We start from the raw sequence: 22,279 nt of genomic DNA, 5'->3' as shown, positions 1-22,279 counted from the left end.
CCACCCGGATCGTTGTGCTGCGCTGATCCCGGTCGTGCCGGCGGCCTATGCTCCCAACCGGCCGCCGGCACGCCCATGGTCGCCCGGTCAGGAACACCTGGTCGAGGCGGCGCTCGGGTCGGACTTCCTGTTCTGGGCGGCCATGTCGGCGATGCCCGACCTGATGATCGGCTCGGTCCTGGCGACGGATCCGGCTCTGTTTGCCGCTGCCACGCCGGACGAGCGCAGCCGCGTGCAGGCGATTCTCGATGCGATCCTGCCAGTCAGCGAGCGGGCGCAGGGACTTCTGAACGACATGCGGCTGGCAGGCGATCCCCAGCCGATGCCGCTGGAGGCGATCACGGCACCGACGCTCGCCATCTCGGTCGAAGACGACCGCTACCTGACCGCCGACGCTGCGCGCTACATCGCCGACCGCGTAGCGGGCGCAAGGCTGATCCTCTACCCGACCGGCGGTCACGTCTGGATCGGCCACAATGCGGAGCTCTTCTCCGCCATCCAGAGTTTCATCGAGGAGAAAGCACGGTGAGCGAACTCGTCGTCGACAACGTCAACCTCCACTACGGTGCCGCGCAGGCTCTTCGCGGCGTTAGTCTCGTTGCACCGATGGGCAAGATCACCTGCGTGCTCGGCCGCAACGGGGTGGGCAAGTCCTCGCTGTTGCGGGCGATCACCGGCCAGCATCCGGCGTCGGCGGGCGAGATCCGGTTCGCCGAAAAAACGATGAACAACATGGCGCCCTATCAGCGCGCCAAGCTCGGCGTCGGCTACGTACCGCAGGGGCGGGAGATTTTTCCGCTGCTGACGGTGAAGGAAAACCTCGAAACCGGTTATGCGCCGCTCGTCCGCAAGGACCGCTTCATTCCGGATGACATCTTCAGCCTGTTTCCCGTGCTGCAATCCATGCTCGGACGGCGTGGCGGCGATCTTTCCGGCGGGCAGCAGCAGCAGCTGGCGATCGGGCGGGCCCTCGTCATGCGGCCGCGCCTTCTCGTGCTCGACGAGCCGACAGAGGGCATCCAGCCGTCGATCATCAAGGATATCGGCCGTGCCATCCGCTATCTCAGGGACTCGACCGGCATGGCGATCCTGCTTGTCGAACAGTATCTTGATTTCTGCCGGGAGCTTGCCGACTACGTCTACATCATGGATCGCGGTGAGATCGTACACGAGGGCGCGGCCGAGACGCTCGACTCGGCCGATGTCCGCCGGCACCTGACGGTCTGACGGAGGTCAGGTCAAGGGGATGCACGGCTGCCCAGAAATTGGGCAGTGATATTGCCCGCCGGGAGGGCAGGACGGGTTTCCTGTCCGCGGCGCATCCCGCGGGCGGTGTGTCTGCAGATGGCTTCGACGGCTCGGTCGGGAAGGCACGGAACTTGCTTTCCTTGCCGTCGCCGGGCCGAGAAGGCTCCGGGACGGCGGCAGGACAGCGGAGACGAGGGAAGCTTGACGGCATTGGTGCAGGACCGACAGCAAAGGGCGTGGGGCCGCGGGCATGTTGCAGCGAAGCTGCTCGGCGGCCGCACGCGCCTCGCCGAGCTCTACCAGGAAGGGGCGGCCAAGATCCGGCTGCCCGAGACCTTTTCCGCCGAGATGGAGGCCGTATTCATCAACACCGGCGGCGGCCTGACGGGCGGCGACCGTATGGACTGGTCGGTCGCCGCCGGCCCCGGCACTTTCGTGACAGCAACGACGCAGGCTTGTGAAAAGATCTACAAGGCCTCGTTCGGAACTGCCGCCGTCGAGACGCGGATCACCGTCGCCGCCGGTGCCAAGGTCCACTGGCTGCCGCAGGAGACGATCCTTTTCGACAATGCGTCGCTGACCCGGCGATTGGATGTCGATCTCGACGAGGACACTGAATTCATCGCCGTCGAGGCCGTGCTGCTCGGGCGCAAGGCGATGGGGGAGGCCGTTTCCCGCGGCCTCCTGCGGGACCGCTGGCGCATCCGTCGCGGCGGGCGGCTTCTCCATGCCGAGGAACTCCGGCTCGACGACGACATCGCGGGGTTGACCGCCTCGAACGCGGTTCTCGGTGGTGCTCTCGCCTTTGCCACCGTGCTCTATGTCGGGCCGCTCGCGGAGGCGCTGCTACCGCAGGTGCGCGCGATCCTCGGTGGTGCTCTCGCCTTTGCCACCGTGCTCTATGTCGGGCCGCTCGCGGAGGCGCTGCTACCGCAGGTGCGCGCGATCCTCGGTGACGGCTCGGGCGGTGCGAGCCAGTGGGACGGCAAGCTCGTCGTGCGGATGACCGCTGCCGACGGCTTCCAGCTCAGACAAAAACTGGTTCCAGTCGTTTCGGCCTTGCGCGGAAGCGCAACTATGCCGAAAGTCTGGAATCTCTGACAGTCGTCAAGAAGAGTGGAGCGGGCATGAACCTCACGCCGAGAGAAAAAGACAAACTCCTGATCGCCATGGCCGCCATGGTGGCGCGCCGCCGGCTCGAACGGGGGGTGAAGCTCAACTATCCGGAAGCGATCGCGCTCATCACCGACTTCGTGGTGGAAGGCGCGCGCGATGGACGTTCGGTCGCCGACCTCATGGAGGCGGGGGCGCACGTGATCACCCGCGACCAGGTGATGGAGGGCATCGCCGAGATGATCCACGACGTTCAGGTCGAGGCGACTTTCCCGGACGGCACGAAGCTCGTGACCGTGCATGAACCGATACGTTAAGTCGTTGGAGGACTGATTCATGATCCCCGGTGAAATCATTGCCGCAAAAGGCGAAATCGAACTGAATGCCGGCCTTCCGACGGTGACGGTCGAGGTGTCCAACACAGGCGACCGGCCGGTGCAGGTCGGCAGCCACTATCACTTCTTCGAGGCCAATGCCGGCCTTTCCTTCGATCGCGAGAAGGCAAGGGGCATGCGGCTCGATATTCCGGCCGGAACGGCTGTGCGCTTCGAGCCGGGCCAGACCCGGCAGGTCACGCTGATCCCGCTTTCGGGCAAGCGCGAGGTCTACGGTTTTCGCCAGAAGGTCATGGGAGCACTCTGATGGCGGTTTTGCATTATCACGGAAGTTGCCAGTGCGGCGCGGTGGATTTCGACGTCGACGTCGATCTCGGGCACACGATCGTGTGCAACTGCTCGCGCTGCCGGCGTCTCGGATCGGTATTGGCCTTTGTTCCGCGAGAGGCCTTCACGCTGAACTCCGGCGAAGGCAATCTCACCGAATACCAGTTCAACAAGCACCTGATCCATCATCTGTTCTGCAAGACCTGCGGCATTCAGAGTTTCTCCTTCGGGACGACGCCCGACGGCGAGGAGATGGTGGCGGTGAACGTCAATACGCTCGACGGTGTCGATGCCCGCTCGCTTCCGTCGCAGGCTTTTGACGGCGCGTCGGTCTAACTGCATTTTCAGCCGGGGTTTTCAACAGTCATGAGTTTTTCGATATTTTCCTGCCGCGGTGTTGCAGCGGTCCTTCTCTCCGGCCTCGCTTTCGCCGCGCCGGCGGCGGCCGAGGATGAGCCCGAGGTCGATTGCGAAAACGCGATGACCCAGTTCGACATGAATGTCTGCTCGCAGCAGGATTACGAGAAGGCCGACAAGGAGCTGAATGCCCAGTGGGCCAAGACCAAGAAGGTGATGGCCGACTGGGATGCCGAGCTCGATGCCGAGAACAAGGGCGCGGTCGAGTCGCTGGTCGGTGCGCAGCGCGCATGGATCCAGTACCGCGACAATCAGTGCGACGCCGTCGGCTACAGCGTCTGGGGCGGAAGCATGTATCCGATGATCGTTTCTTCCTGCCTTGCCGACCTTACCCGCAAGCGGACCGAAGAGCTGAAAAACATGGTCGAGAATTAGCAGGAGTGTAACTGGCCCGATGCGCGCGCTTTTCCTCTTCCGGTTGACGTCGTCGTCGCTGCAGGTCGCGGCGGCGCTGGCGTTAATCTGCCTTGCGCCGGCTGCCGCCTTCGCGCAGGTGGATGTATCCGAGGCGTGCGACGAGATCCTCGACACGGTGGAGCTTGCGGAATGTGCCGAGAGCGAACTCGCCCGCGAGGATGCCAGGTTGAACGCCGCCTATCAGCAGGCGCGCAGGGTGATCGGTGAGCGGGAGGGCAAGGTCGAGGGCTATGCTACCGGCTATCTGGAGGCGCTGACGGACGCGCAGCGCACCTGGATCGCCTATCGCGACCGCAAATGTGAAGTCGACAGCTGGAGCTGGCGCGGCGGCTCGCAGGCGGCGCTGCACGACATTTCCTGCCGGCTCGAGCTGACCCGCGTGCGGCGTGGCGAGCTCGACGCGCTCGGCGAACCTCCGGAGAATTGACGTCGTGGCGAGAGCACAGCAGATCGTGATTGTCGGCAATGGCGAGATCGAGCCCGGGCTTGCCCCGGTCATCGACGCGGCCGACCTCGTCATCCGCTTCAACGAGTGTCGCACCTTCGGAGCCGGAGGCACGCGCACGGATGTGGTCGCCGTCTGCAACACCGGCAGGCCGCCGCTCATGATGCTCTCCTCGCCCGAATGGCGAGCGAGCCAGCCGGTGAACGACTGCCGGGAAATCTGGTCGGTCCGCGATCCGGAGAAGTTCCGGGAGCTTCGTCCAGCGTTGATGGCGACCCATCCGGAGCTTGGGGACTTTTGCGACGATTATACCGATGCGCTTGCGGCCTTCGCGAATGACGCCGGCAAGACCCACGCGGTCATCTCCCGGTCTGTGCACGAAGCCGTCGACGCTGCGCTCGTGCCGTTCGATGCGGGCGACTATGTCGTTCCGAGCAGCGGCATGGTCGTCGTCGCAAGCATCCTTGCGCAGGCCGAAGAGGCCGGTGATGCCGTCGCCCTGACCGGTTTTTCGCATGAAGGCTGGGATGGCCATCCCTTCGCCGCCGAGCGGCGTCTCGTGGATTCCTACATTGCAGCGGGCAGGCTCAGCCGCCTGCCGCAGACCAATTTCATCTCTCCCCCGGAAGGAGCCTGATCCGATGTCCTACAAGATGTCCCGCGCCGCCTACGCCTCGATGTTCGGTCCGACGACCGGCGACAAGGTGCGGCTCGCCGATACCGAACTCTTCGTCGAGGTCGAGAAGGACTTCACAACCTACGGCGACGAGGTGAAATTCGGCGGCGGCAAGGTTATCCGCGACGGCATGGGCCAGAGCCAGGTGACGCGCGCGGCGGGTGCCGTCGACACGGTCATCACCAATGCGCTGATCGTCGATCACTGGGGCATCGTCAAGGCGGACATCGGGCTGAAAGACGGGCGCATCGTCGCGATCGGCAAGGCCGGTAACCCGGATACCCAGCCGGACGTCACGATCATCGTCGGGCCGGGAACCGAAGCGATCGCCGGCGAGGGCAAGATCGTCACCGCCGGCGGCATGGACAGCCACATCCACTTTATCTGCCCGCAGCAGATCGAGGAGGCGCTGATGTCCGGCATCACCTGCATGCTCGGGGGCGGCACCGGACCGGCCCACGGGACGCTCGCCACCACCTGCACGCCCGGGCCCTGGCACATCGCGCGGATGATCGAGGCGGCGGATGCCTTCCCGATGAACCTCGCCTTCGCCGGCAAGGGCAATGCCTCGCTGCCGGGGGCGCTCGAAGAGATGGTGCTGGGCGGGGCCTCGTCGCTGAAACTGCATGAGGACTGGGGAACGACGCCGGCGGCGATCGATTGCTGCCTCTCGGTCGCCGACCAGTACGACGTGCAGGTGATGATCCACACCGACACGCTGAACGAGTCGGGCTTCGTCGAGGATTCGATCGGTGCCATCAAGGGCCGGACCATCCACGCCTTCCACACCGAAGGGGCAGGCGGCGGGCATGCGCCCGACATCATCCGCATCTGCGGGCAGGCGAACGTCATCCCGTCTTCGACCAATCCGACGCGGCCCTATACGGTCAACACGATCGCCGAGCACCTCGACATGCTGATGGTGTGCCATCACCTATCGGCGTCGATCCCGGAGGACATCGCCTTTGCCGAAAGCCGCATCCGCAAGGAAACGATCGCGGCGGAAGACATCCTGCACGACATCGGTGCCTTCTCGATCATCTCGTCCGACAGCCAGGCCATGGGCCGCGTCGGAGAGGTGGCGATCCGCACGTGGCAGACCGCCGACAAGATGAAGCGCCAGCGCGGGCGGCTGCCGCAGGAGACCGGCGACAACGACAACGCCCGGGTGAAGCGCTACATCGCCAAGTACACGATCAATCCGGCGATCGCCCACGGCGTCAGCCACGAGATCGGGTCCGTTGAGATCGGCAAGCGGGCCGACCTCGTCCTCTGGAATCCCGCCTTCTTCGGCGTCAAGCCGGACATGGTGCTGATGGGCGGGACGATCGTCGCCGCCCCGATGGGCGATCCGAACGCCTCGATCCCGACGCCGCAGCCGGTGCATTACCGGCCGATGTTCGGCGCCTACGGCAAGGCGCGGACCAATTCCTCCGTCACCTTCGTTTCCCAGGCCTCGCTCGATGCCGGGCTTGCAAACAGGCTCGGCGTCGCCAAGCAGTTGGTGGCGGTCAAGAACACGCGCGGCGGCATTTCCAAGGCGTCGATGATCCATAACGACCTGACGCCGGAGATCGAAGTCGATCCGGAAACCTACGAAGTGCGCGCCGACGGCGAGTTGCTCACCTGCGAGCCGGCGACGAAACTGCCGATGGCGCAGCGGTATTTCCTGTTCTGACGGCAGCCTGACCAAGCGTTGTGCAGAAGTGCCGATCGGCGGCGTTTCTGCTATGCGTTTCTTGCAATCCAGCCATGCATCCGTCCTGCGACGATGTTTCATACTGCGTCGCAACCGATTTTAGGCTAGTTCTAATTCGCAAGTCCGGTGCTCCATCCCGTATGGAACCGGCTACCGTGTTTCCCATGCAAGGAGATTGCTATGCTGATCGGCAAGAAAGTGCCCCAGGTCACCTTCCGTACCCGCGTCCGTGACGAGTCCGTCGGCGGTCCGAACCCTTATCGTTGGCAGGACGTCACCTCGGACGACTACTTCAAGGGCAAGCGGGTCATCCTGTTCTCCCTGCCGGGTGCCTTCACCCCGACCTGCTCGACCTACCAGCTTCCCGACTTCGAGAAGATGTACAACGAGTTCAAGGCCGAAGGCATCGACGAGATCTACTGCATCTCCGTCAACGACGCCTTCGTGATGAACGCCTGGGGCAAGTCGCAGAACCTCGAAAACGTCAAGCTGATCCCCGACGGTTCCGGCGAGTTCACCCGCAAGATGGGCATGCTGGTCCGCAAGGATAATCTCGGTTTCGGCATGCGCTCCTGGCGCTACGCCGCCATCATCAATGATGGCCTGGTCGAGCAGTGGTTCGAGGAAGAAGGCTATTCGGACAATTGCGAGAGCGATCCCTACGGCGTTTCTTCGCCGCAGAACATTCTGGCCAAGCTCCAGGAGAAGAAGGCCGCGTAAGGCTTTCGCGTTCTCTCGTTTCGAGGGCGTCGTCCGGCTGGTCGGCGCCCTTTTTGGTGTGTAGCGACAAGATGTGCTATCACTAATTGTGATTACAACTTCAGTGTTGCCGTTGACGCTCAAATTCTGCATTTTCCCGGGATAGTCAGTTCGGATTAGCCATGCAGCGTATCACGACCTATCTCTCGGCCGGCACATCGGCCGCTCTTCCCATCGGCACGGTGGTGCTTGCGCATGACGAGCGGCACCTGAGGCGGAAGCTTCTTCATCTCACCGACGGCGACATGGTCATGCTGGACCTCAAGGAACCGGTTGTCTTCGGCGACGGCGACCGGTTGGTCCTCGACAATGGCGACCAGGTGGAAATCCGGGCGGCGAAGGAGCCTCTCTACGAGATCGTTCCGCGCGACCCGCTTCATCTGGCGGAACTCGCCTGGCATCTCGGCAACCGGCACATGTCGGCGCAGATTGAGGCGGATCGCATCCTCATCCTGCGCGACCGGGTGATCCGGGAGATGATCGAGCTGCTCGGGGCGAGGGTGGTGGAGATCGTCGAAGCGTTCCAGCCGATGCGAGGCGCCTATCACACCCACGGCGACAACCACGGCCATGCCCATGGCGGACGCGAATGAGCGCCGATGCGTGAAGCCTCCGCAGTGCAGGCCCTGTTGCGGCTCATGGCCTGGCTTTCTCCGGCCTTCCCGGTGGGCGGCTTTGCCTATTCCGGTGGGCTCGAGGCCGCGGTCCAGTCGGGACACGTATCGTCGGCCGAGGCGCTGGAGGACTGGCTCGTCACTCTGCTTCGCTGTGGCAGCCTGCGTAACGACGCGGTGCTGCTCGCCGAGGCCTACCGCTCCGTCGAGGACGATGAACGCCTGCGGGCGGTGACGGAGCTAGCGGCGGCGCTCGCCGGATCGGCCGAACGGCATCTCGAAATCTCCCGGCAGGGCGGCGCCTTTCTTGCGGCCGCGAGCGCCTGGCCCGGTGCGGTTCCGGAAGTGCTTGGCGACGAGACGGCCTACAGCGTCGCCATCGGCGCCGTCGCCGCATCGAACGGCGTCGGCCTTGCAGAGACGCTTTCCGCCTTTCTTCACGCCGCCGTCTCGCAACTCGTTTCGGCAGCGATCCGTCTCGGCGTCCTCGGGCAGAGCCGGGGCGTCACGCTGCTCTCGCGGATCGAGGACGTCATCGCCGACGAGGCCGGGAGGGCTGCTTCATCCAGCCTCGACGATCTCGGCAGCGCAACGCTGATCGCCGATCAGATGAGCCTCAGGCATGAGACCCAACATTCGAGGCTGTTCCTATCATGACCGCGCTCGCCGTTCTCCTCGCCGTCGTGCTTCTGGCGATCGCGGCGCTGCATCTTGCCTGGGCCGCGGGCTCTACCTTTCCGGCCGCGAGCGAGCGGGAGCTCGTGCGGATGGTGGTCGGCTTCAAGGGACAGGAACACATGCCGCCGCCGGCGGCCGCCGTGCTGGTTGCGGTTGCGCTCGCCTTCGCCGCCTATGTTGCGCTGGCCCTTGCCTCCCTGTGCGTCTGGCCGCTCGGGGGCTGGTCGCTCACATCCGCTGGCATGGTCCTTGCTTTCGTCTTTCTTGCCCGCGGTGTCGCCGCCTATCTGCCCGCGTGGCGGATGCGGGTTCCGCAGCAGCCTTTCGCGAGGCTCGACCGGCGCTACTATGGGCCGCTCTGTCTCGTGATCGGCGCGGGCTTCACTCTTCTTGCAACAGGAACCATGGCATGAAATCGGCAAACGGACCCTTGCGCATCGGTATCGGAGGCCCTGTGGGTTCCGGCAAGACCGCGCTCACCGAAAAGCTCTGCAAGGCGCTGAGGGGAGACTATTCCGTCGCCGTCGTCACCAACGACATCTATACGCGCGAGGATGCCGATGCGCTCGTGCGCATGCAGGCGCTCTCCTCCGACCGCGTGGTCGGCGTCGAGACCGGTGGCTGTCCGCATACCGCGATCCGCGAGGATGCGACGATCAACCTGCAGGCGATCGCCGACCTCAATCGCCGCTTTCCCGATCTCGATGTCGTCTTCATCGAATCGGGCGGCGACAATCTGGCGGCGACATTCTCGCCCGATCTCGCCGACCTGACGATCTATGTGATCTCGGTCTGCCAGGGCGAGGAAATCCCGCGCAAGGGCGGACCGGGCATTACCCGCTCGGACCTCCTGGTGATCAACAAGAAGGATCTCGCCCCTTACGTCGAGGTCGATCTGGACGTGATGGATCGTGACGCACACCGGATGCGCAACGCCAAGCCTTATGTCTTCTCCGACATGAAGCGAGGAGCGGGCGTCGAGGATATCGTGCAGTTCATCAAACAAACCGGCGGCCTCTGACCGCCGGCTGTCGTGCCTGACAGGTCCCGGTTCAGATCTGTTTCAGCGCGCCGATGTCGTTGATCTGGATGATGCGCCCGCGGACCGTCACGCCCGCCCGGCGGAGCGACGAGAAGGCACGCGACAGGGCCTCGGGAGCCAGCCCGAGCTTGCCGGCGAGCAGGCTCTTCTGGAATGGCAGGCGGATCGAGGCGGAGCTGCCGTCCTCCGGGCAGTTGTCGAGCAGGTAGTGGGCGACGCGCTGCGGCGCCGTCTGCAGCCGGTCGTTGGCGATGCAGTCCATGCTGCTGCGCAGATGCGCTGACAGGCATTGGATCACGGCCTTCGCCACGTCCTTTTCCTGCTCGGCGAGCTGCCGCACCTTCTGTAGCTCGAAACGCGCCACCATGACGTTTTCCGCCGCCTGGGCGTTGTAGAGGTAGCGATCACCGCAGGAGAGCAGGCATTCGGCGAAGGTGTCTCCCGGTCCGCAGATCCGGATGTCGGCCTCCCGACCGTCCCTGTTCAGGCGGTAGAGGCGAATATAGCCGGTGAGGACGCAGTAGAAGTATTCCGCCACCTCACCTTCGCGGAAGAGGATGTCGCGGGCCTCGAAACTGGTGACGGTCGCAAGGTCGAGCATCCGCGCCATCGATGCAGGGCCGAGTGGCTCCATGAAGGAACTCTTCAGCAAAATGTTCTTGTCGCGTGTGTTCAGCTTCAATGTCTTGTTCACAGGTATCACCATTCCTGCCGACCTTGCGTGGCAGACGCAGGGCCCGTTGCCGGTTCTTGGGAGATGGTCGTTGATCCGGCTTTGCTGGGAGTCGTCTCGATCCGAACGGCGCACGCCATCGGCGGCCTTCGGCCATGGTCTTTCCCGTCCGCTCCGCCGTTCCGTGGCCACGGAATACCCGCGGCGCGCAGTCGACCACGCTCACTCCCAAAACCCGGGAAACGACCTACGCTGCACTCATTCCCCAGTACGAGCCAAGATAAGCAAGGGCGGGAAATGACGATTTGATTTCGATCAATCACCCTGCAGGCAATTGCGAAAATGCGGCGGTTACGCCCTGTTTCTCAACGAAAAAGAGCCGGTTTCCCGGCTCTCTTCCCGTTTGCGGTTGCGCCTCGACCCTCACTCGGCGGCGAGCGGGCGGATCGGCACCAGCCTGTTTGAATCCGCAGGCGCCGGCGTGCCGCCGGACGAGCGCTTCTCTATGCTGGAGAGGCGTTGTTCGATCGCAGCCAAAGCCTCGTCGTTCTTGCGGGTGCGCTCGCTGAGCTCTTCGCGGCTCAGCGTCTCGCTTTCCTCTTCCTTCCTGCCGACGAGGCGGCCGAAGATCCAGCCGAGCAGGCGGGACAGGTCGTCCATGATCAGGAAGAAAGCGGGTACGACCAGCAGGCTGAGGGCGGTGGAGACGATGATGCCGCCGATCACCGCGGTCGCCATCGGGGCGCGGAACGAACCGCCCTCGCCGACGCCCATGGCGGACGGCAACATGCCGGCGGACATGGCGATCGACGTCATGATGATCGGCCGGGCGCGCTTGCGCCCGGCTTCCACCATGGCCTCGACGCGGTTCATGCCGCGGTTGCGCATTTCGATCGCGAAGTCCACGAGCAGGATCGCGTTCTTCGTGACGATACCCATCAGCATCAGAATGCCGATCAGTACGGGCATGGAAAGCGCATTGCCGGTTATGATCAGCGCCACCGCCACGCCGCCGATCGCAAGCGGCAGCGAGAACAGGATGGTGAAGGGCTGGATGACATCCTTGAACAGCAAGATCAGCACGGTCAGCACCAGCAATAGGCCGAGCAGCATGGCATTCAGGAAGCTCTGCTGCATCTCGTTCTGCACCTTGGTGTCGCCGCTTTCGGCAAGCCGCACCGTCGGGGGGACTTTCGTCTCCGCGACCGCCTCGCGGAAGGCGGCGGAGGCCGTGTCGAGCGCCACGCCGCGGGGCAGGTCGGCACCAATGGTGACCACGCGCCGGCGATCGCTGCGCTTGATCGAGCTCACGCCTTCCGAGTAGTCGATGTCGGCGACCGTCGAGAGCGGCACGGAGGCGCCGGTCGCGGTCTGGATCTTCATCGCGCGGATGGCTGCAAGGTCGCTGCGCAGATCGAGAGAGGCCTGAACGCGGATCGGGATCAGACGGCTGTCGAGCGAGATCTTCGACAGCGCCGCGGCGGTATCGCCGATCGTTGCGACACGCACCGTCTCAGAAATCTGTTGCGGCGTGATGCCGAGGCGGGCGGCTTCGTCGTTGAGCGGCCGAATCTGCAATTCCGGGCGGGGCAGGGCGCCTTCCGCGCTGACATTGGCGAGTTGCGGTACAGTCCGGAGCTTCGCCTCCAACAGCCCGGTGGCGGCGTTCAATTCCTCCTCGTCCTTGGAGAGGAAATTGAACGAGATGTCGCGCTCGCCGCGGTCATTGAGCTTCAGAACGCGCACGTCGGCGATCGGCTGCACCTTCTCGAAGACCTCCTGCTCGATGTCCCATTGCGGGCGTGTGCGGCCTTCGACGGACATCTTGGGAAGATAGGAACCGATGAGCGGAATGTTGCCGATGCCCTTGTTCACGAGGGTCTTCAGCAGCGAATGCTCGATCTTTACCAGATTGAGGGTCACCGTGGCGCGGCGCAGTTCGAGTTCGCCCTTCGGCGAGGCGCCACCGAGCACGAAGACGCTCTCGACCCCGTCGAGGTCCTTCACGGCCTCGTAGATCGCATCGCTCTTGCGCTCGGTTTCGGCAAGCGTAGCATTCGGCGGCAGCTCCACCGAAAGCACGATCCGTCCGGCGTCCTCCGGTGGCAGGAAACTGCCGGGGACCTGAAACAGCAGCGCCATCGAGGCAATGAGAAACAGAACGGCTCCGAGCAGCGTCGCATAGCGCGAGTACCAATGGGTGGTCGTGCCGCGAACCAGCCGGGTGTAGCCTTTCATGAAGGCGCTGTCGTTGTCGGCATGGTCGTCCATCGCGTCTTCGGCCCGCATCAGGTACGCCGCCATCAGCGGCGTAATGAGGCGGGCAACCATCAGCGAGAAGAAGACCGAGAAGGCGACGGTGAGGCCGAACTGGATGAAGTACTGGCCGGGAATGCCCGGCATGAACGACACCGGCACGAAGACGGCGATGATGGTGAAGGTCGTGGCGATGACCGCAAGCCCGATCTCGTCCGCCGCCTCGATCGCCGCCCGGTAGGGCGTCTTGCCGAGCTTGATGTGGCGGGCGATATTCTCGATCTCGACGATCGCGTCATCGACGAGGATGCCGGTCGCAAGCGTAAGCGCCAGGAAGCTGACAAGGTTCAGCGAGAACCCCATCAGATCCATGATCCAGAAGGTCGGGATCGCCGAAAGCGGCAGCGCGATCGCCGAGATGAGCGTCGCGCGCCAGTTTCTCAGGAACAGGAAGACGACGATGACGGCGAGGATGGCGCCTTCGAGCAGCGTGTGCATCGCCGCTTCGTAGTTGCCATAGGTGAAGTAAACGGAATCGTTGATGAGTTCGATCTGCACATTCGGGTTCTCCGCCCGGACCTGGTCGAGACTCTTGGCAACCGTCTCCGCGACTGTGACCTCGCTCGCACCCTTGGCGCGGAAGACCGCGAAGGTGACGACCGGCGTGCCGTTGAAGCGGGAGAACGACTTTTGTTCCTCGTAGGTGTCCTCGATCTTGCCGAGGTCGGCGAGGCGCACGAAACGGCCGCCCGAAAGCGCGATCATGCGGTTGGAAAGCGTCTCGACATTGCGGCTGTCGCCAAGCGTGCGGATCGTCTGTTCCGCACCCGCGACCTGTCCGCGGCCGGAGCCGAGATCGAGGTTGGTGCCGCGCAGTTGCCGGTTCACGTCGGCCGCGGTGATGCCGTAGGCGTTCAGGCGATCCGGATTGAGTTCGATCCGGATTTCCCGGTCGGCGCCGCCGTAACGGTCCACGCGGCCGATGCCGCTCTGTCCCTGCAGCGCGCGCTTGATCGTGTCGTCGACGAACCAGGAAAGCTCCTCCAGCGTCATGTTGGGCGCAGAGACCGCAAATGTCTGGATCGCCTGACCTTCGACGTCGATCTTCGAGACGATCGGCTCGTCGACGGTTGCCGGCAAATCGCCGCGGATGCGGTCGATGGCATCCTTGACATCCTGGACCGCCTGCTCGGTCTGGACCTCCATGCGGAACATGACGACTGTCTGAGACTGCCCGTCGGTGACGGTCGATGTGAGCTCGTCGACGCCGGTGATGCTGGCGACGGCGTCCTCGATCTCCTTCGTCACCTGCGCTTCGAGTTCGGCGGGGGAGGCGCCGCTCTGCGTGACCGTGATTGCCACCAGAGGCACGTCGATGTTGGGGAAGCGTGTGACCGGCAGCGCATTGAACGACTGCAGGCCGACCACCATCAGCAGGAAGAAGCCAAGCAGAGGTGCGATCGGATTGCGGATGGACCAGGCAGAGAAATTCATGACGCCGACCTTCTCAATTCGACAATGCCGATTGTTCCTGCACGGGCCTGATGTGGTCGCCGTCACGGACGAAGGCCCCTGCCTTGGCGACCACGGCGTCTCCGGCCTTCAGGCCCTTGGTGATCGCGATGAAGGCGCCGTCCTGGATACCGGTTTCGATGCCGACCTGCTTCACCACGCCATCGGCGACGAGACGGGTTGTCGAGCCTTCTTTGCCGGTAGTGATGGCGGAAACGGGCAGCGCTACGGCTTCGGCCTCGGCGATCACGATCTCGGCGGTCGCAAACATGCCCGCAAGCGCCTTGTCGTCGTCGTCGATTGCGATATGGACGGCCCCGAGACGGGTCTGCTGGTCGACGACGGGCGAAATCAGGCGGATGGTGCCGGCGAGCCTGGAAGCGCCGCCGGCGACGGTGATGTTGGCCTTCTGGCCGACCTTCATCTTCAGGACATCGGTTTCCGAAACGTCGGCGACTAGCTCGATCTGGCCTTCGCGGATCACCGTGAAGAGCGGCTGGCCGGCGCCGCTCGCGATAGCGCCGACCTTGGCGGTGCGCGAGGCGACGAGGCCTGCTGCCGGCGTCTTGATGTCGGTGCGGGCGAGCTTCAGGTCGATATCGGCGATCTGGCTATCGACGACCTTGATGTCGGCGTCGGCAATCGCGATCGCCTGTTCGGTGCTGTTGACCTTGGCCCTTGCGCTGGTTGCGGCGGTTTCCGCCTGTTCGATCTGAGAGGTCGAGACGGTGCCGGACTTGCCGAGCGTCGTCGCGCGCTTGTACTGCCGTTCGGCTTCGGCGGCGTTCGCTTCGGCATCCGTCAGTTGAGCCTTGTACTGGGCGAGCGCTGCTTCCGCCTTGGCCTTGGTCGCGACGAGCTGGCTCTTCTGGAGAAGCAGGCTGTCGTCGGAGAGACGCGCCAGCACGCCGCCGGCCTCGACCCGATCCCCGACATCTGCCTCGAGCGAGCGGATCGAGAGCCCCTCGACCTGCGGCTGGACGTAGATCTCCTCGACCGGCTTGATGGTGCCCGTCGCCACAACGCGATCCACGAGCTTTCTGACCGTCGCTTCGGTGACGACGATGGAGGGCAGGATCTGCTCGGTCTTGGCTGCCGGTGCTTCCTCGGCGGTTGCGGTCAGCGGCGCGAGAATGGTGCCCAGAGCCAGAAGCGCGGCCGTCGTGTTCGGGTATCGAATCATCTGTCCCTTCCGAGGTTTAACTTCAAGAAATTCACTGTTCTAAAATTGAAGAATGGCCGTAAAAGTCCGGCGGGAGTTCCGTACCTCTGTACGGAAGCCGTATATCTTCTCTGAACGCGACCGACAATTCTTCCCGAAGGCACTTCAAGCGGCTTACGTGGGTTTGGTAAAGACTGCTTGCAAGGCCCTCCAAAGCGCTTTACGCGCGAAATATTAGGCTGGCCGTCCTGGTAAATCAACGCTTGGTACGCCTGCTGCCGCAGCGATTTCCGGTTTTTGCGGAGGAACGGCCGGAATGTGCCCGTCTGGCAACAGAAAGACGCACGGGCGGTGACCCGTGCGTCCTCGTCGTTTGCGTGGGGCCGAAGACTACTTCAGCGCGGCGTCGGTGATCTCGTGGGTGAAGGCGCCTTCCGGCTCCTTGGTGATGACCGGATCAGAGCCGCCGCCGAGCAGGGTTGCAACCGTGCGTTTGTAGTCGGCCTCGTCGAGGGCGCCGTTCGAGCCGGCGGTGAGCTTGGCGACTTCGCCCATCATGCGCTTCTGGTGGCTTTCAGTCTGGGCACCGGAGGCGTCGTTGTCGAGAACGATCCCGGCTGCGTCATCCGGGTTTTCCTCGGCCCATTTCCAGCCCTTCATCGATGCGCGGACGAACTTGACCATCTTGTCCTTGAAGGCCGGGTCCTTCAGCTTGTCTTCGAGGACGTAGAGGCCGTCCTCGAGGGTTGCCACGCCTTCGTCCTCATATTTGAAGGTGACGAGGTCTTCCGCCTTGATGCCGGCGTCGATGACCTGCCAGTACTCGTTGTAGGTCATGGTGGAGATGCAGGCGGCCTGCTTCTGCAGGAGCGGATCGACATTGAAGCCCTGCTTGAGCACGGTCACGCCGTCCGGCGATCCGTCGGTCTTGATGCCGAGATGGGCCATCCAGGAGAGGAACGGATATTCGTTGCCGAAGAACCAGACGCCGAGCGTCTTGCCCTTGAAGTCTTCCGGCTTGGTGATGCCGGTTTCCTTGAGACAGGTCAGCATCATGCCGGAGGACTTGAACGGCTGGGCGATGTTGACGAGCGCCACACCCTTTTCGCGGGTGGCGAGTGCCGAGGGCATCCAGTCGACGATCACGTCGGCGCCGCCTCCGACCAGCACCTGCGGCGGGGCGATGTCCGGGCCGCCCGGCTTGATCTCGACGTCGAGGCCTTCCTCTTCGTAGAAGCCCTTGTCCTTGGCGACGTAATAGCCGGCGAACTGCGCCTGCGTCACCCATTTGAGCTGCAGGGTCACCTTGTCGGCGGCCGCGGCCTGCATCGCCATCAGCGAGACGGCGCCGGCCAGCAGCAGAGATGCGATTTTCGTTTTCATTCCTGTTCCCTCTTTTTTGTTCAGGCCTGTCCACCGCGGACAGACGGATGCCAGAAGGTGACGGCGCGCTCTGCCAGCGCCACCACTCCGTAGAAGACCGAACCGGCGATCGCGGCGACCGCGATCTCGGCCCAGACCATGTCGACATTGCTGCGCCCCACTTCCGTGGAAATCCGGAACCCCATGCCGACGATCGGGGTGCCGAAAAATTCTGCCACGATCGCCCCGATGAGCGCCAGCGTGGAATTGATCTTGAGGGCCGTGAAGATGAACGGCCCGGCGGCGGGCAGCCTGAGTTTCACCAGCGTCTGCCACCAACTCGCGGCATAGGTGCGCATCAGGTCGCGCTCCATGTGGCTTGCCGAGGCAAGGCCCTGGACCGTGTTCACCAGCATCGGGAAGAAGGTCATGATGACGACGACGGCGACCTTCGACTGCCAGTCGAAGCCGAACCACATCACCATGATCGGCGCGACGCCGACGATGGGGAGCGCCGACACGAAATTACCGATCGGCAGCAGGCCCTTCTGGAGGAAGGGCGAACGATCGATGAGGATCGCGACCGCAAAGCCGAGGCCGCAGCCGAAGACGTAGCCGGTCAGTACCGACTTCAGGAATGTCTGGCGGAAGTCCGCCCAGAGGGTCGGCACCGAGCCGACGAGCCGCGTCCAGATCGCCGAGGGCGCCGGCAGCAGGATAGAGGGGATCGCAAAGCCGCGCACGACGCATTCCCAGACGACCACGAGCGTGATGCCGAAGATCAGCGGGACGGCGATGCGGGTTGCCCGTCTTGCTGTCGGTGCGGCAAAATGCTGGCGCACCAGCCATTCATTGAGGCCCCAGGCACCGAGCCAGAACAGGACGGCGAAGATCAGGTAGGCGCTGTTCACGGCTTTTCCCCCATGCGCTTCAGGACGGCGGAATGAGCCATGCCGACGATGGTGACGAGGACGGCGGCAAGGCCGGAGGCCATGAAGAGGGCGGCCCAGATCTGGATCGTCTGCCCGTAATAGGAACCGGAGAGCAGGCGGGCACCGAGCCCGGCTACCGCCCCGGTCGGCAGCTCGCCGACGATCGCCCCGACGAGCGAGATGGCGATTGCCACCTTCAGCGAGGTGAAGAGATAGGGCATCGAGGCCGGCCAGCGCAGCTTCCAGAAGATCTGCGAACGGCTGGCATTATAGGTGTGCATCAGGTCGAGCAGGATCGTATCCGGGCTTCTCAACCCCTTCACCATGCCGACGACGATCGGGAAGAAGGAGAGGTAGGTCGAAATCAGCGCCTTCGGCAGCAGGCCGGAAACGCCGATCGAGTTCAAAACGACGATGATCATCGGCGCCACCGCGAGGATCGGGATCGTCTGGCTGGCGATGACCCACGGCATGAAGGAGCGGTCCATGGCGCGGTTGTGCACGATGGCGACCGCAAGCACGACGCCCAGCAGCGTGCCGATGCCGAAGCCGGCGAGCGTCGCCGAGAGCGTGATCCAGGCGTGATAGACGAGGCTGCGCTTGGAGGTGATCGCCTTGCCGACGGTGGTGTCCCAAAGCTCGACGGCGATCTGGTGCGGCGCGGGCAGGACCGGCCGTTCCTGGCTGAAGGTGCGCTCCACCACCTGTCCGAAGGTCACCGTCTCGCCGGCGCGTGCGGCCTGGTCGCGCACGAAGGGCGCGTTCAGGTAGACGACGAAAAGGTGCCAGACGACGAGGATCGCGAAGAGGACGGTGAGGATGGGCAGGACGCGGTCGCGGAAGAGGGAGGGGGCGGTCATGGGCGCGGCTCCGGGGCCAGGAACCGCTTTAGGCTCGTCTCCAAGGTCACGAATACATAGTCGGGATTGTCGATGACTTGACGATTGTCGAAGCGGATCACCTTAAAACCCTGGCCGCGGAGAAATGCGTCACGCCGCAGATCATGTGCGCGCCCTTGATCCGTTTCGTGACTGTCACCATCGACCTCGACGATCACGCGGGCGGAAAGCCACGCAAAGTCAGCGATGTATGGCCCAATTGGCGTTTCCCGGCGGAAACGAGCGCCACGGGGTCGGAAGTCCCGTAGCAGGTTCCACATCTCCTGTTCCGCCCTTGTGAGTTCCCGACGCAAGGTCTTTGCACGATCTCTGGTCTTCGGATCGATATTGGAATGCGGCATGGGACACTCCACGAAGAAGGATTGTTCCAGAACGCGAACCCCCTCTGGCCTGCCGGCCATCTCCCCCACAAGGGGGGAGAAGACCCGCGGCATTGTCCTGCCAGCGTCGAAGGGCGCGGGTCGGGCGGCCGAGCCCCTCCCCCTCGTGGGGAGGGGTTGGGGAGGGGTCTTCACTCTTAAATGAACACTATTCCTCATAGCTGTGCCCTGCCTTCAGGCCCTCGCGGACGCGGTGGGCGATTTCGAGGAACTCCGGCGTCTCGCGAATGTCGAGCGGGCGCTCCTTCGGCAGCGTCGAGTGAATGATGTCGGTGACGCGGCCGGGGCGCGGGCTCATGACGACGATCTTGGTCGAGAGATAGACGGCTTCAGGGATCGAATGGGTGACGAAACAGATGGTCTTGTTGGTCGCGGCCCAGAGCTTCAGCAGTTGTTCATTGAGGTGGTCGCGGACGATTTCGTCGAGAGCGCCGAAGGGCTCGTCCATCAGCAGGAGGTCGGCGTCGAAGGCGAGCGCGCGGGCGATCGAGGCGCGTTGCTGCATGCCGCCGGAGAGCTGCCAGGGAAACTTCTTGCCGAAGCCGGTCAGGTTGACGAGCTTCAGCGTCTCCTCGATGCGCCGCTGCTGCTCCTCTCTGCCGTATCCCATGATCTCCAGCGGCAGGGCGATGTTCTTCTCAATCGTCCGCCACGGATAGAGGGCGGCCGCCTGGAAGACGTAGCCGTAGGAGCGGTCCTTGCGGGCGTTCTCCGGCGTCATGCCGTTGACGGTGATTGTGCCGGAGGTGTGCTTTTCGAGGTCGGCGATCACCCTCAGAAAGGTCGTCTTGCCGCAGCCGGAGGGGCCGATGAAGGAGACGAAATCGCCCTTCTCGACCTCGAGATCGACGTTCGACAGGGCATGGACGGGGCCGTCATTGGTCTGGAAGACCAGACTGAGGTCCTTGGCGGAGACGACGGAGGAGGGTGCATTCATTCGTTGGAACCAATCGGCTTTCTTGCAAAGGCATCAGGCCTCTTGCATTCTGTCAATGAGGCGCCGCGAAGCCGCGGCGGAAGGAAAACGGCGGCCCCGCCGCCAGGGAGAAGAGGTCGCGACCATGGAGGCATCATCGAAACCCACCTGCCGCATCGTCAAGCCCGGCAACACCTATGACGGCAAGCAGGGCCTGAGCTATTTCGAGGGAATTGCGGCGGAGACGGTCGGCTCGAAGGGCATCTGCATGCATCTTCTGACCATGCCGCCCGGTGCGCGCGCCAAGGCGCATCTGCACGAGAGCCATGAAACCGCGATCTACTGCCTCTCCGGACAGGCGCATACCTGGTACGGCGACCGGCTGGAAAACCACGTGATCCTGCACGCCGGCGAGATGATGTACATCCCGGCCGGCGTGCCGCACTTGCCGGCGAACCTTTCCAGCACGCCGTGCACGGCGATCATCGCCCGCACCGATCCCAACGAGCAGGAGAGCGTCATTCTCCTGCCGGAGCTGGATGCGCTGGTGGAGGTCTGAGGATGCCCTTCTCCCCGGCGGGGAGAAGGTGGCGCGTAGCGCGGGATGAGGGGGGGCGGAGCGAGTGGGCTGTTCTGTCGCGTTCGTTTTTGCGCTGACGTCGGTGGGTGGGGTACCCCCCTCTGTCCTGCCGGACATCTCCCCCACAAGGGGGGAGATCGGACCCATTGCACCTTTTGCCCGACGGTCAATGTCAATGCGCTCATGCGCGTATTCTTGTGTGCCTGTGGAATTTGCGGTGACGTGCGCAGGCAGATCGAGTCTGCCTCTTGTACCAGTACCGTTTCCACCGTCTGTCGCAGGGCAAGCGGCCAGTCGCTCCCGATCTCCCCCCTTGAGGGGGAGATGCCCGGCAGGGCAGAGGGGGGTGGATCGCACCGGGAACGCCATCCTTCGCCTTACACCCCTGTCGCCGGAATGCCGGTGCGCTCGACCTTGCGGGGGGCGACCAGTTCTTTCCAGGTGGAGAGCGCCTTGTTGACCGCCTGGAACGGCTCGCGCCTGACGAACTCGCCATGGCCCTCGCGGGTCTTGACCGTCGCTTCCTCGATCGCGACCATGCCGCGAGTGAGCGTGAAACGCGGCAGGCCGGTCACTTCCTTGCCTTCGAAGACGTTGTAGTCGATCGCCGACTGCTGGCTCTTGGCCGAGATCGTCTTCGAGCGCTTCGGATCCCAGACCACTATATCGGCGTCGGCGCCGACGAGGATCGCGCCCTTCTTCGGATAGATGTTTAGGATCTTGGCGATGTTGGTCGAGGTGACGGCGACGAATTCGTTCATGGTCAGGCGGCCGGTCGCAACACCGTAGGTCCAGAGCATCGGCATGCGGTCTTCGAGGCCGCCGGTGCCGTTCGGGATCTTGGTGAAGTCGCCGACGCCGAAGCGCTTTTGGTCGGTGGTGAAGGCGCAGTGGTCGGTCGCGACACAGGAGAGCGAGCCCGACTGCAGGCCGGCCCAGAGCGAGTCCTGATGCTGCTTGTTGCGGAAGGGCGGGCTCATCACGCGCCGCGCCGCGTGGTCCCAGTCCTTGTTGAAGTACTCGCTCTCGTCGAGCGTCAGGTGCTGGATCAGCGGCTCGCCGTAAACGCGCATGCCTTTCTGGCGGGCCCGGCGGATCGCTTCATGGGCCTGTTCGCAGGAGGTGTGGACGACGTAGAGCGGAACGCCCGCCATGTCGGCCAGCATGATGGCACGGTTGGTCGCTTCGCCTTCGACCTCGGCCGGTCTCGAATAGGCGTGCGCCTCCGGTCCGTTGTTGCCTTCCGACAAGAGCTTGGCGCACATGGCGGCGACCACGTCGCCGTTTTCCGCATGGACCAGCGGCAGCGCCCCGAGTTCGGCGCAGCGCGAGAAGGAGGCGAACATCTCGTCGTCGTTCACCATCAGCGCGCCCTTGTAGGCCATGAAGTGCTTGAAGGTGTTGATGCCCTTGTCCTGAACGATCGTCTTCATTTCGTCGAAGACGCGCTCGTTCCAGCCGGTGATCGCCATGTGGAAGGAGTAGTCGGCGTTGGCGCGGCTGGTCTTATTGTGCCACATCTGCAGCGCGTCGAGGAGCGACTGGTCAGGTGCCGGCAGACAGAAATCGACGACCATGGTCGTGCCGCCGGCAAGGCCCGCGCGCGTGCCGCTCTCGAAATCGTCGGAGGAATAGGTGCCCATGAACGGCATTTCGAGGTGAACGTGCGGATCGATGCCACCCGGCATGACGTAGCAGCCGGAGGCGTCCAGCACCTCGTCGCCGGCAAGGTTCGGGCCGATCTCGACGATCACGCCGCCCTCGATCCTGACGTCCGCCTTGTAGGTGAGATCGGCGGTAACGACCGTGCCGCCCTTGATGACTGTGCTCATTTTCG

24 protein-coding genes and 1 pseudogene are annotated in these 22,279 nt (G+C 63.9%); 16 read left to right on the top strand and 9 right to left on the bottom strand.

Annotated elements, in window-relative coordinates:
* The 15 genes and pseudogenes from NHF53_RS14095 to ureG all read left to right on the top strand — a co-directional run.
* Nucleotides 1–529 (top strand): annotated as a pseudogene (locus NHF53_RS14095) (alpha/beta hydrolase); the annotation flags it as partial.
* The gene (gene urtE, locus NHF53_RS14090) at nt 526–1,227 is read left to right on the top strand and encodes an urea ABC transporter ATP-binding subunit UrtE (RefSeq protein WP_252834703.1); all 702 of its coding nucleotides are present in this window, start codon (nt 526–528) and stop codon (nt 1,225–1,227) included. The pseudogene NHF53_RS14095 and the gene urtE, both read left to right, overlap by 4 nt.
* A 222-nt stretch (nt 1,228–1,449) precedes the next feature.
* Entirely contained in the window at nt 1,450–2,349 is a 900-nt protein-coding gene (locus NHF53_RS14085) for an urease accessory protein UreD (protein WP_252834702.1), read from the top strand.
* A gap of 26 nt (nt 2,350–2,375) precedes the next feature.
* The gene (locus NHF53_RS14080; protein WP_112688637.1) at nt 2,376–2,678 is read left to right on the top strand and encodes an urease subunit gamma; all 303 of its coding nucleotides are present in this window, start codon (nt 2,376–2,378) and stop codon (nt 2,676–2,678) included.
* 19 nt (nt 2,679–2,697) lie between these two features.
* Nucleotides 2,698–3,003, top strand: a complete 306-nt coding sequence (locus NHF53_RS14075) for an urease subunit beta (protein ID WP_114361175.1) — start codon at nt 2,698–2,700, stop codon at nt 3,001–3,003.
* Complete coding sequence (locus NHF53_RS14070; protein ID WP_252834701.1) at nt 3,003–3,359, top strand: GFA family protein; 357 nt, start codon at nt 3,003–3,005, stop codon at nt 3,357–3,359. Before NHF53_RS14075 ends, NHF53_RS14070 begins: the two co-directional genes overlap by 1 nt.
* 30 nt (nt 3,360–3,389) lie before the next feature.
* Nucleotides 3,390–3,815, top strand: a complete 426-nt coding sequence (locus NHF53_RS14065; protein WP_252834700.1) for a lysozyme inhibitor LprI family protein — start codon at nt 3,390–3,392, stop codon at nt 3,813–3,815.
* 19 nt (nt 3,816–3,834) lie between these two features.
* On the top strand, nt 3,835–4,284 hold the full coding sequence (locus NHF53_RS14060; protein ID WP_252834699.1) for a lysozyme inhibitor LprI family protein: 450 nt from the start codon (nt 3,835–3,837) through the stop codon (nt 4,282–4,284).
* 4 nt (nt 4,285–4,288) lie between these two features.
* Nucleotides 4,289–4,939, top strand: coding sequence for a Urease operon accessory protein (locus NHF53_RS14055; RefSeq protein ID WP_252834698.1), 651 nt, complete (start codon nt 4,289–4,291; stop codon nt 4,937–4,939).
* A gap of 4 nt (nt 4,940–4,943) precedes the next feature.
* Nucleotides 4,944–6,656, top strand: a complete 1,713-nt coding sequence (ureC, locus tag NHF53_RS14050; protein WP_252834697.1) for an urease subunit alpha — start codon at nt 4,944–4,946, stop codon at nt 6,654–6,656.
* Nucleotides 6,657–6,860: 204 nt separating this feature from the next.
* Complete coding sequence (locus NHF53_RS14045) at nt 6,861–7,397, top strand: peroxiredoxin (protein WP_114361784.1); 537 nt, start codon at nt 6,861–6,863, stop codon at nt 7,395–7,397.
* Between the two features lie 161 nt (nt 7,398–7,558).
* Nucleotides 7,559–8,029, top strand: a complete 471-nt coding sequence (gene ureE / locus NHF53_RS14040) for an urease accessory protein UreE (RefSeq protein WP_114361180.1) — start codon at nt 7,559–7,561, stop codon at nt 8,027–8,029.
* A 6-nt stretch (nt 8,030–8,035) separates the two neighbouring features.
* On the top strand, nt 8,036–8,707 hold the full coding sequence (locus tag NHF53_RS14035) for an urease accessory protein UreF (RefSeq protein WP_252834696.1): 672 nt from the start codon (nt 8,036–8,038) through the stop codon (nt 8,705–8,707).
* Nucleotides 8,704–9,141 carry a DUF3995 domain-containing protein gene (locus NHF53_RS14030; protein ID WP_252834695.1) on the top strand — a complete coding sequence of 146 codons (438 nt, stop codon included), beginning with the start codon at nt 8,704–8,706 and terminating at the stop codon, nt 9,139–9,141. Before NHF53_RS14035 ends, NHF53_RS14030 begins: the two co-directional genes overlap by 4 nt.
* Nucleotides 9,138–9,749, top strand: coding sequence for an urease accessory protein UreG (ureG, locus tag NHF53_RS14025; RefSeq protein WP_114361182.1), 612 nt, complete (start codon nt 9,138–9,140; stop codon nt 9,747–9,749). The genes NHF53_RS14030 and ureG overlap by 4 nt, the downstream gene beginning before the upstream one ends.
* A gap of 31 nt (nt 9,750–9,780) precedes the next feature.
* On the opposite strand, the gene NHF53_RS14020 is transcribed toward ureG, so the two are convergent.
* The 8 genes from NHF53_RS14020 to NHF53_RS13985 form a co-directional block, all read right to left on the bottom strand.
* Entirely contained in the window at nt 9,781–10,470 is a 690-nt protein-coding gene (locus NHF53_RS14020) for a Crp/Fnr family transcriptional regulator (RefSeq protein WP_170141787.1), read from the bottom strand.
* Between the two features lie 396 nt (nt 10,471–10,866).
* The gene (locus tag NHF53_RS14015; protein WP_252834694.1) at nt 10,867–14,193 is read right to left on the bottom strand and encodes an efflux RND transporter permease subunit; all 3,327 of its coding nucleotides are present in this window, start codon (nt 14,191–14,193) and stop codon (nt 10,867–10,869) included.
* Between the two features lie 13 nt (nt 14,194–14,206).
* Nucleotides 14,207–15,394, bottom strand: a complete 1,188-nt coding sequence (locus NHF53_RS14010; RefSeq protein WP_252834693.1) for an efflux RND transporter periplasmic adaptor subunit — start codon at nt 15,392–15,394, stop codon at nt 14,207–14,209.
* 369 nt (nt 15,395–15,763) lie between these two features.
* Complete coding sequence (locus NHF53_RS14005) at nt 15,764–16,756, bottom strand: ABC transporter substrate-binding protein (RefSeq protein WP_114361186.1); 993 nt, start codon at nt 16,754–16,756, stop codon at nt 15,764–15,766.
* Nucleotides 16,757–16,776: 20 nt separating this feature from the next.
* A complete protein-coding gene (locus NHF53_RS14000) occupies nt 16,777–17,646 on the bottom strand; it encodes an ABC transporter permease (RefSeq protein ID WP_252834692.1) in 870 nt (289 codons plus the stop codon).
* On the bottom strand, nt 17,643–18,527 hold the full coding sequence (locus NHF53_RS13995; RefSeq protein WP_252834691.1) for an ABC transporter permease: 885 nt from the start codon (nt 18,525–18,527) through the stop codon (nt 17,643–17,645). Before NHF53_RS13995 ends, NHF53_RS14000 begins: the two co-directional genes overlap by 4 nt.
* Nucleotides 18,524–18,907 (bottom strand): endonuclease domain-containing protein, encoded by a 384-nt coding sequence (locus NHF53_RS13990; protein WP_252834690.1) that lies wholly within the window; start codon nt 18,905–18,907, stop codon nt 18,524–18,526. The genes NHF53_RS13995 and NHF53_RS13990 overlap by 4 nt, the downstream gene beginning before the upstream one ends.
* Nucleotides 18,908–19,094: 187 nt before the next feature.
* A complete protein-coding gene (locus tag NHF53_RS13985) occupies nt 19,095–19,883 on the bottom strand; it encodes an ABC transporter ATP-binding protein (protein WP_252834689.1) in 789 nt (262 codons plus the stop codon).
* Between the two features lie 124 nt (nt 19,884–20,007).
* On the opposite strand from NHF53_RS13985, the gene NHF53_RS13980 reads away from it, so the two are divergent.
* Nucleotides 20,008–20,421 (top strand): cupin domain-containing protein, encoded by a 414-nt coding sequence (locus NHF53_RS13980; RefSeq protein ID WP_252834688.1) that lies wholly within the window; start codon nt 20,008–20,010, stop codon nt 20,419–20,421.
* Between the two features lie 398 nt (nt 20,422–20,819).
* Here the strand turns inward: NHF53_RS13980 and hydA are convergent, their stop codons facing one another.
* Nucleotides 20,820–22,274 (bottom strand): dihydropyrimidinase, encoded by a 1,455-nt coding sequence (gene hydA, locus NHF53_RS13975; protein ID WP_252834687.1) that lies wholly within the window; start codon nt 22,272–22,274, stop codon nt 20,820–20,822.
* Nucleotides 22,275–22,279 lie beyond the last annotated feature (5 nt).

It is taken from the genome of Ciceribacter sp. RN22 (genome assembly GCF_024054295.1).
Classification (GTDB): domain Bacteria; phylum Pseudomonadota; class Alphaproteobacteria; order Rhizobiales; family Rhizobiaceae; genus Allorhizobium; species Allorhizobium lividum.
The sequence above is the reverse complement of the archived record's forward strand: the minus strand, read 5'-3'. Positions and strand labels throughout refer to the sequence as shown.

Excerpts from the sequence above, each read along its gene's own strand:
- ureE (WP_114361180.1), top strand. The coding sequence starts at position 7,559 with ATGCAGCGTATCACGACCTATCTCTCGGCCGGCACATCGGCCGCTCTT.
- NHF53_RS13985 (WP_252834689.1), bottom strand. The coding sequence starts at position 19,883 with ATGAATGCACCCTCCTCCGTCGTCTCCGCCAAGGACCTCAGTCTGGTC.
- hydA (WP_252834687.1), bottom strand. The coding sequence starts at position 22,274 with ATGAGCACAGTCATCAAGGGCGGCACGGTCGTTACCGCCGATCTCACC.
- ureC (WP_252834697.1), top strand. The coding sequence starts at position 4,944 with ATGTCCTACAAGATGTCCCGCGCCGCCTACGCCTCGATGTTCGGTCCG.
- NHF53_RS14030 (WP_252834695.1), top strand. The coding sequence starts at position 8,704 with ATGACCGCGCTCGCCGTTCTCCTCGCCGTCGTGCTTCTGGCGATCGCG.
- NHF53_RS14005 (WP_114361186.1), bottom strand. The coding sequence starts at position 16,756 with ATGAAAACGAAAATCGCATCTCTGCTGCTGGCCGGCGCCGTCTCGCTG.
- NHF53_RS14075 (WP_114361175.1), top strand. The coding sequence starts at position 2,698 with ATGATCCCCGGTGAAATCATTGCCGCAAAAGGCGAAATCGAACTGAAT.
- NHF53_RS14065 (WP_252834700.1), top strand. The coding sequence starts at position 3,390 with ATGAGTTTTTCGATATTTTCCTGCCGCGGTGTTGCAGCGGTCCTTCTC.
- NHF53_RS14070 (WP_252834701.1), top strand. The coding sequence starts at position 3,003 with ATGGCGGTTTTGCATTATCACGGAAGTTGCCAGTGCGGCGCGGTGGAT.
- NHF53_RS14015 (WP_252834694.1), bottom strand. The coding sequence starts at position 14,193 with ATGAATTTCTCTGCCTGGTCCATCCGCAATCCGATCGCACCTCTGCTT.
- NHF53_RS14035 (WP_252834696.1), top strand. The coding sequence starts at position 8,036 with ATGCGTGAAGCCTCCGCAGTGCAGGCCCTGTTGCGGCTCATGGCCTGG.
- NHF53_RS13995 (WP_252834691.1), bottom strand. The coding sequence starts at position 18,527 with ATGACCGCCCCCTCCCTCTTCCGCGACCGCGTCCTGCCCATCCTCACC.
- NHF53_RS14010 (WP_252834693.1), bottom strand. The coding sequence starts at position 15,394 with ATGATTCGATACCCGAACACGACGGCCGCGCTTCTGGCTCTGGGCACC.
- NHF53_RS14080 (WP_112688637.1), top strand. The coding sequence starts at position 2,376 with ATGAACCTCACGCCGAGAGAAAAAGACAAACTCCTGATCGCCATGGCC.
- NHF53_RS14060 (WP_252834699.1), top strand. The coding sequence starts at position 3,835 with ATGCGCGCGCTTTTCCTCTTCCGGTTGACGTCGTCGTCGCTGCAGGTC.
- NHF53_RS13990 (WP_252834690.1), bottom strand. The coding sequence starts at position 18,907 with ATGCCGCATTCCAATATCGATCCGAAGACCAGAGATCGTGCAAAGACC.
- NHF53_RS13980 (WP_252834688.1), top strand. The coding sequence starts at position 20,008 with ATGGAGGCATCATCGAAACCCACCTGCCGCATCGTCAAGCCCGGCAAC.
- ureG (WP_114361182.1), top strand. The coding sequence starts at position 9,138 with ATGAAATCGGCAAACGGACCCTTGCGCATCGGTATCGGAGGCCCTGTG.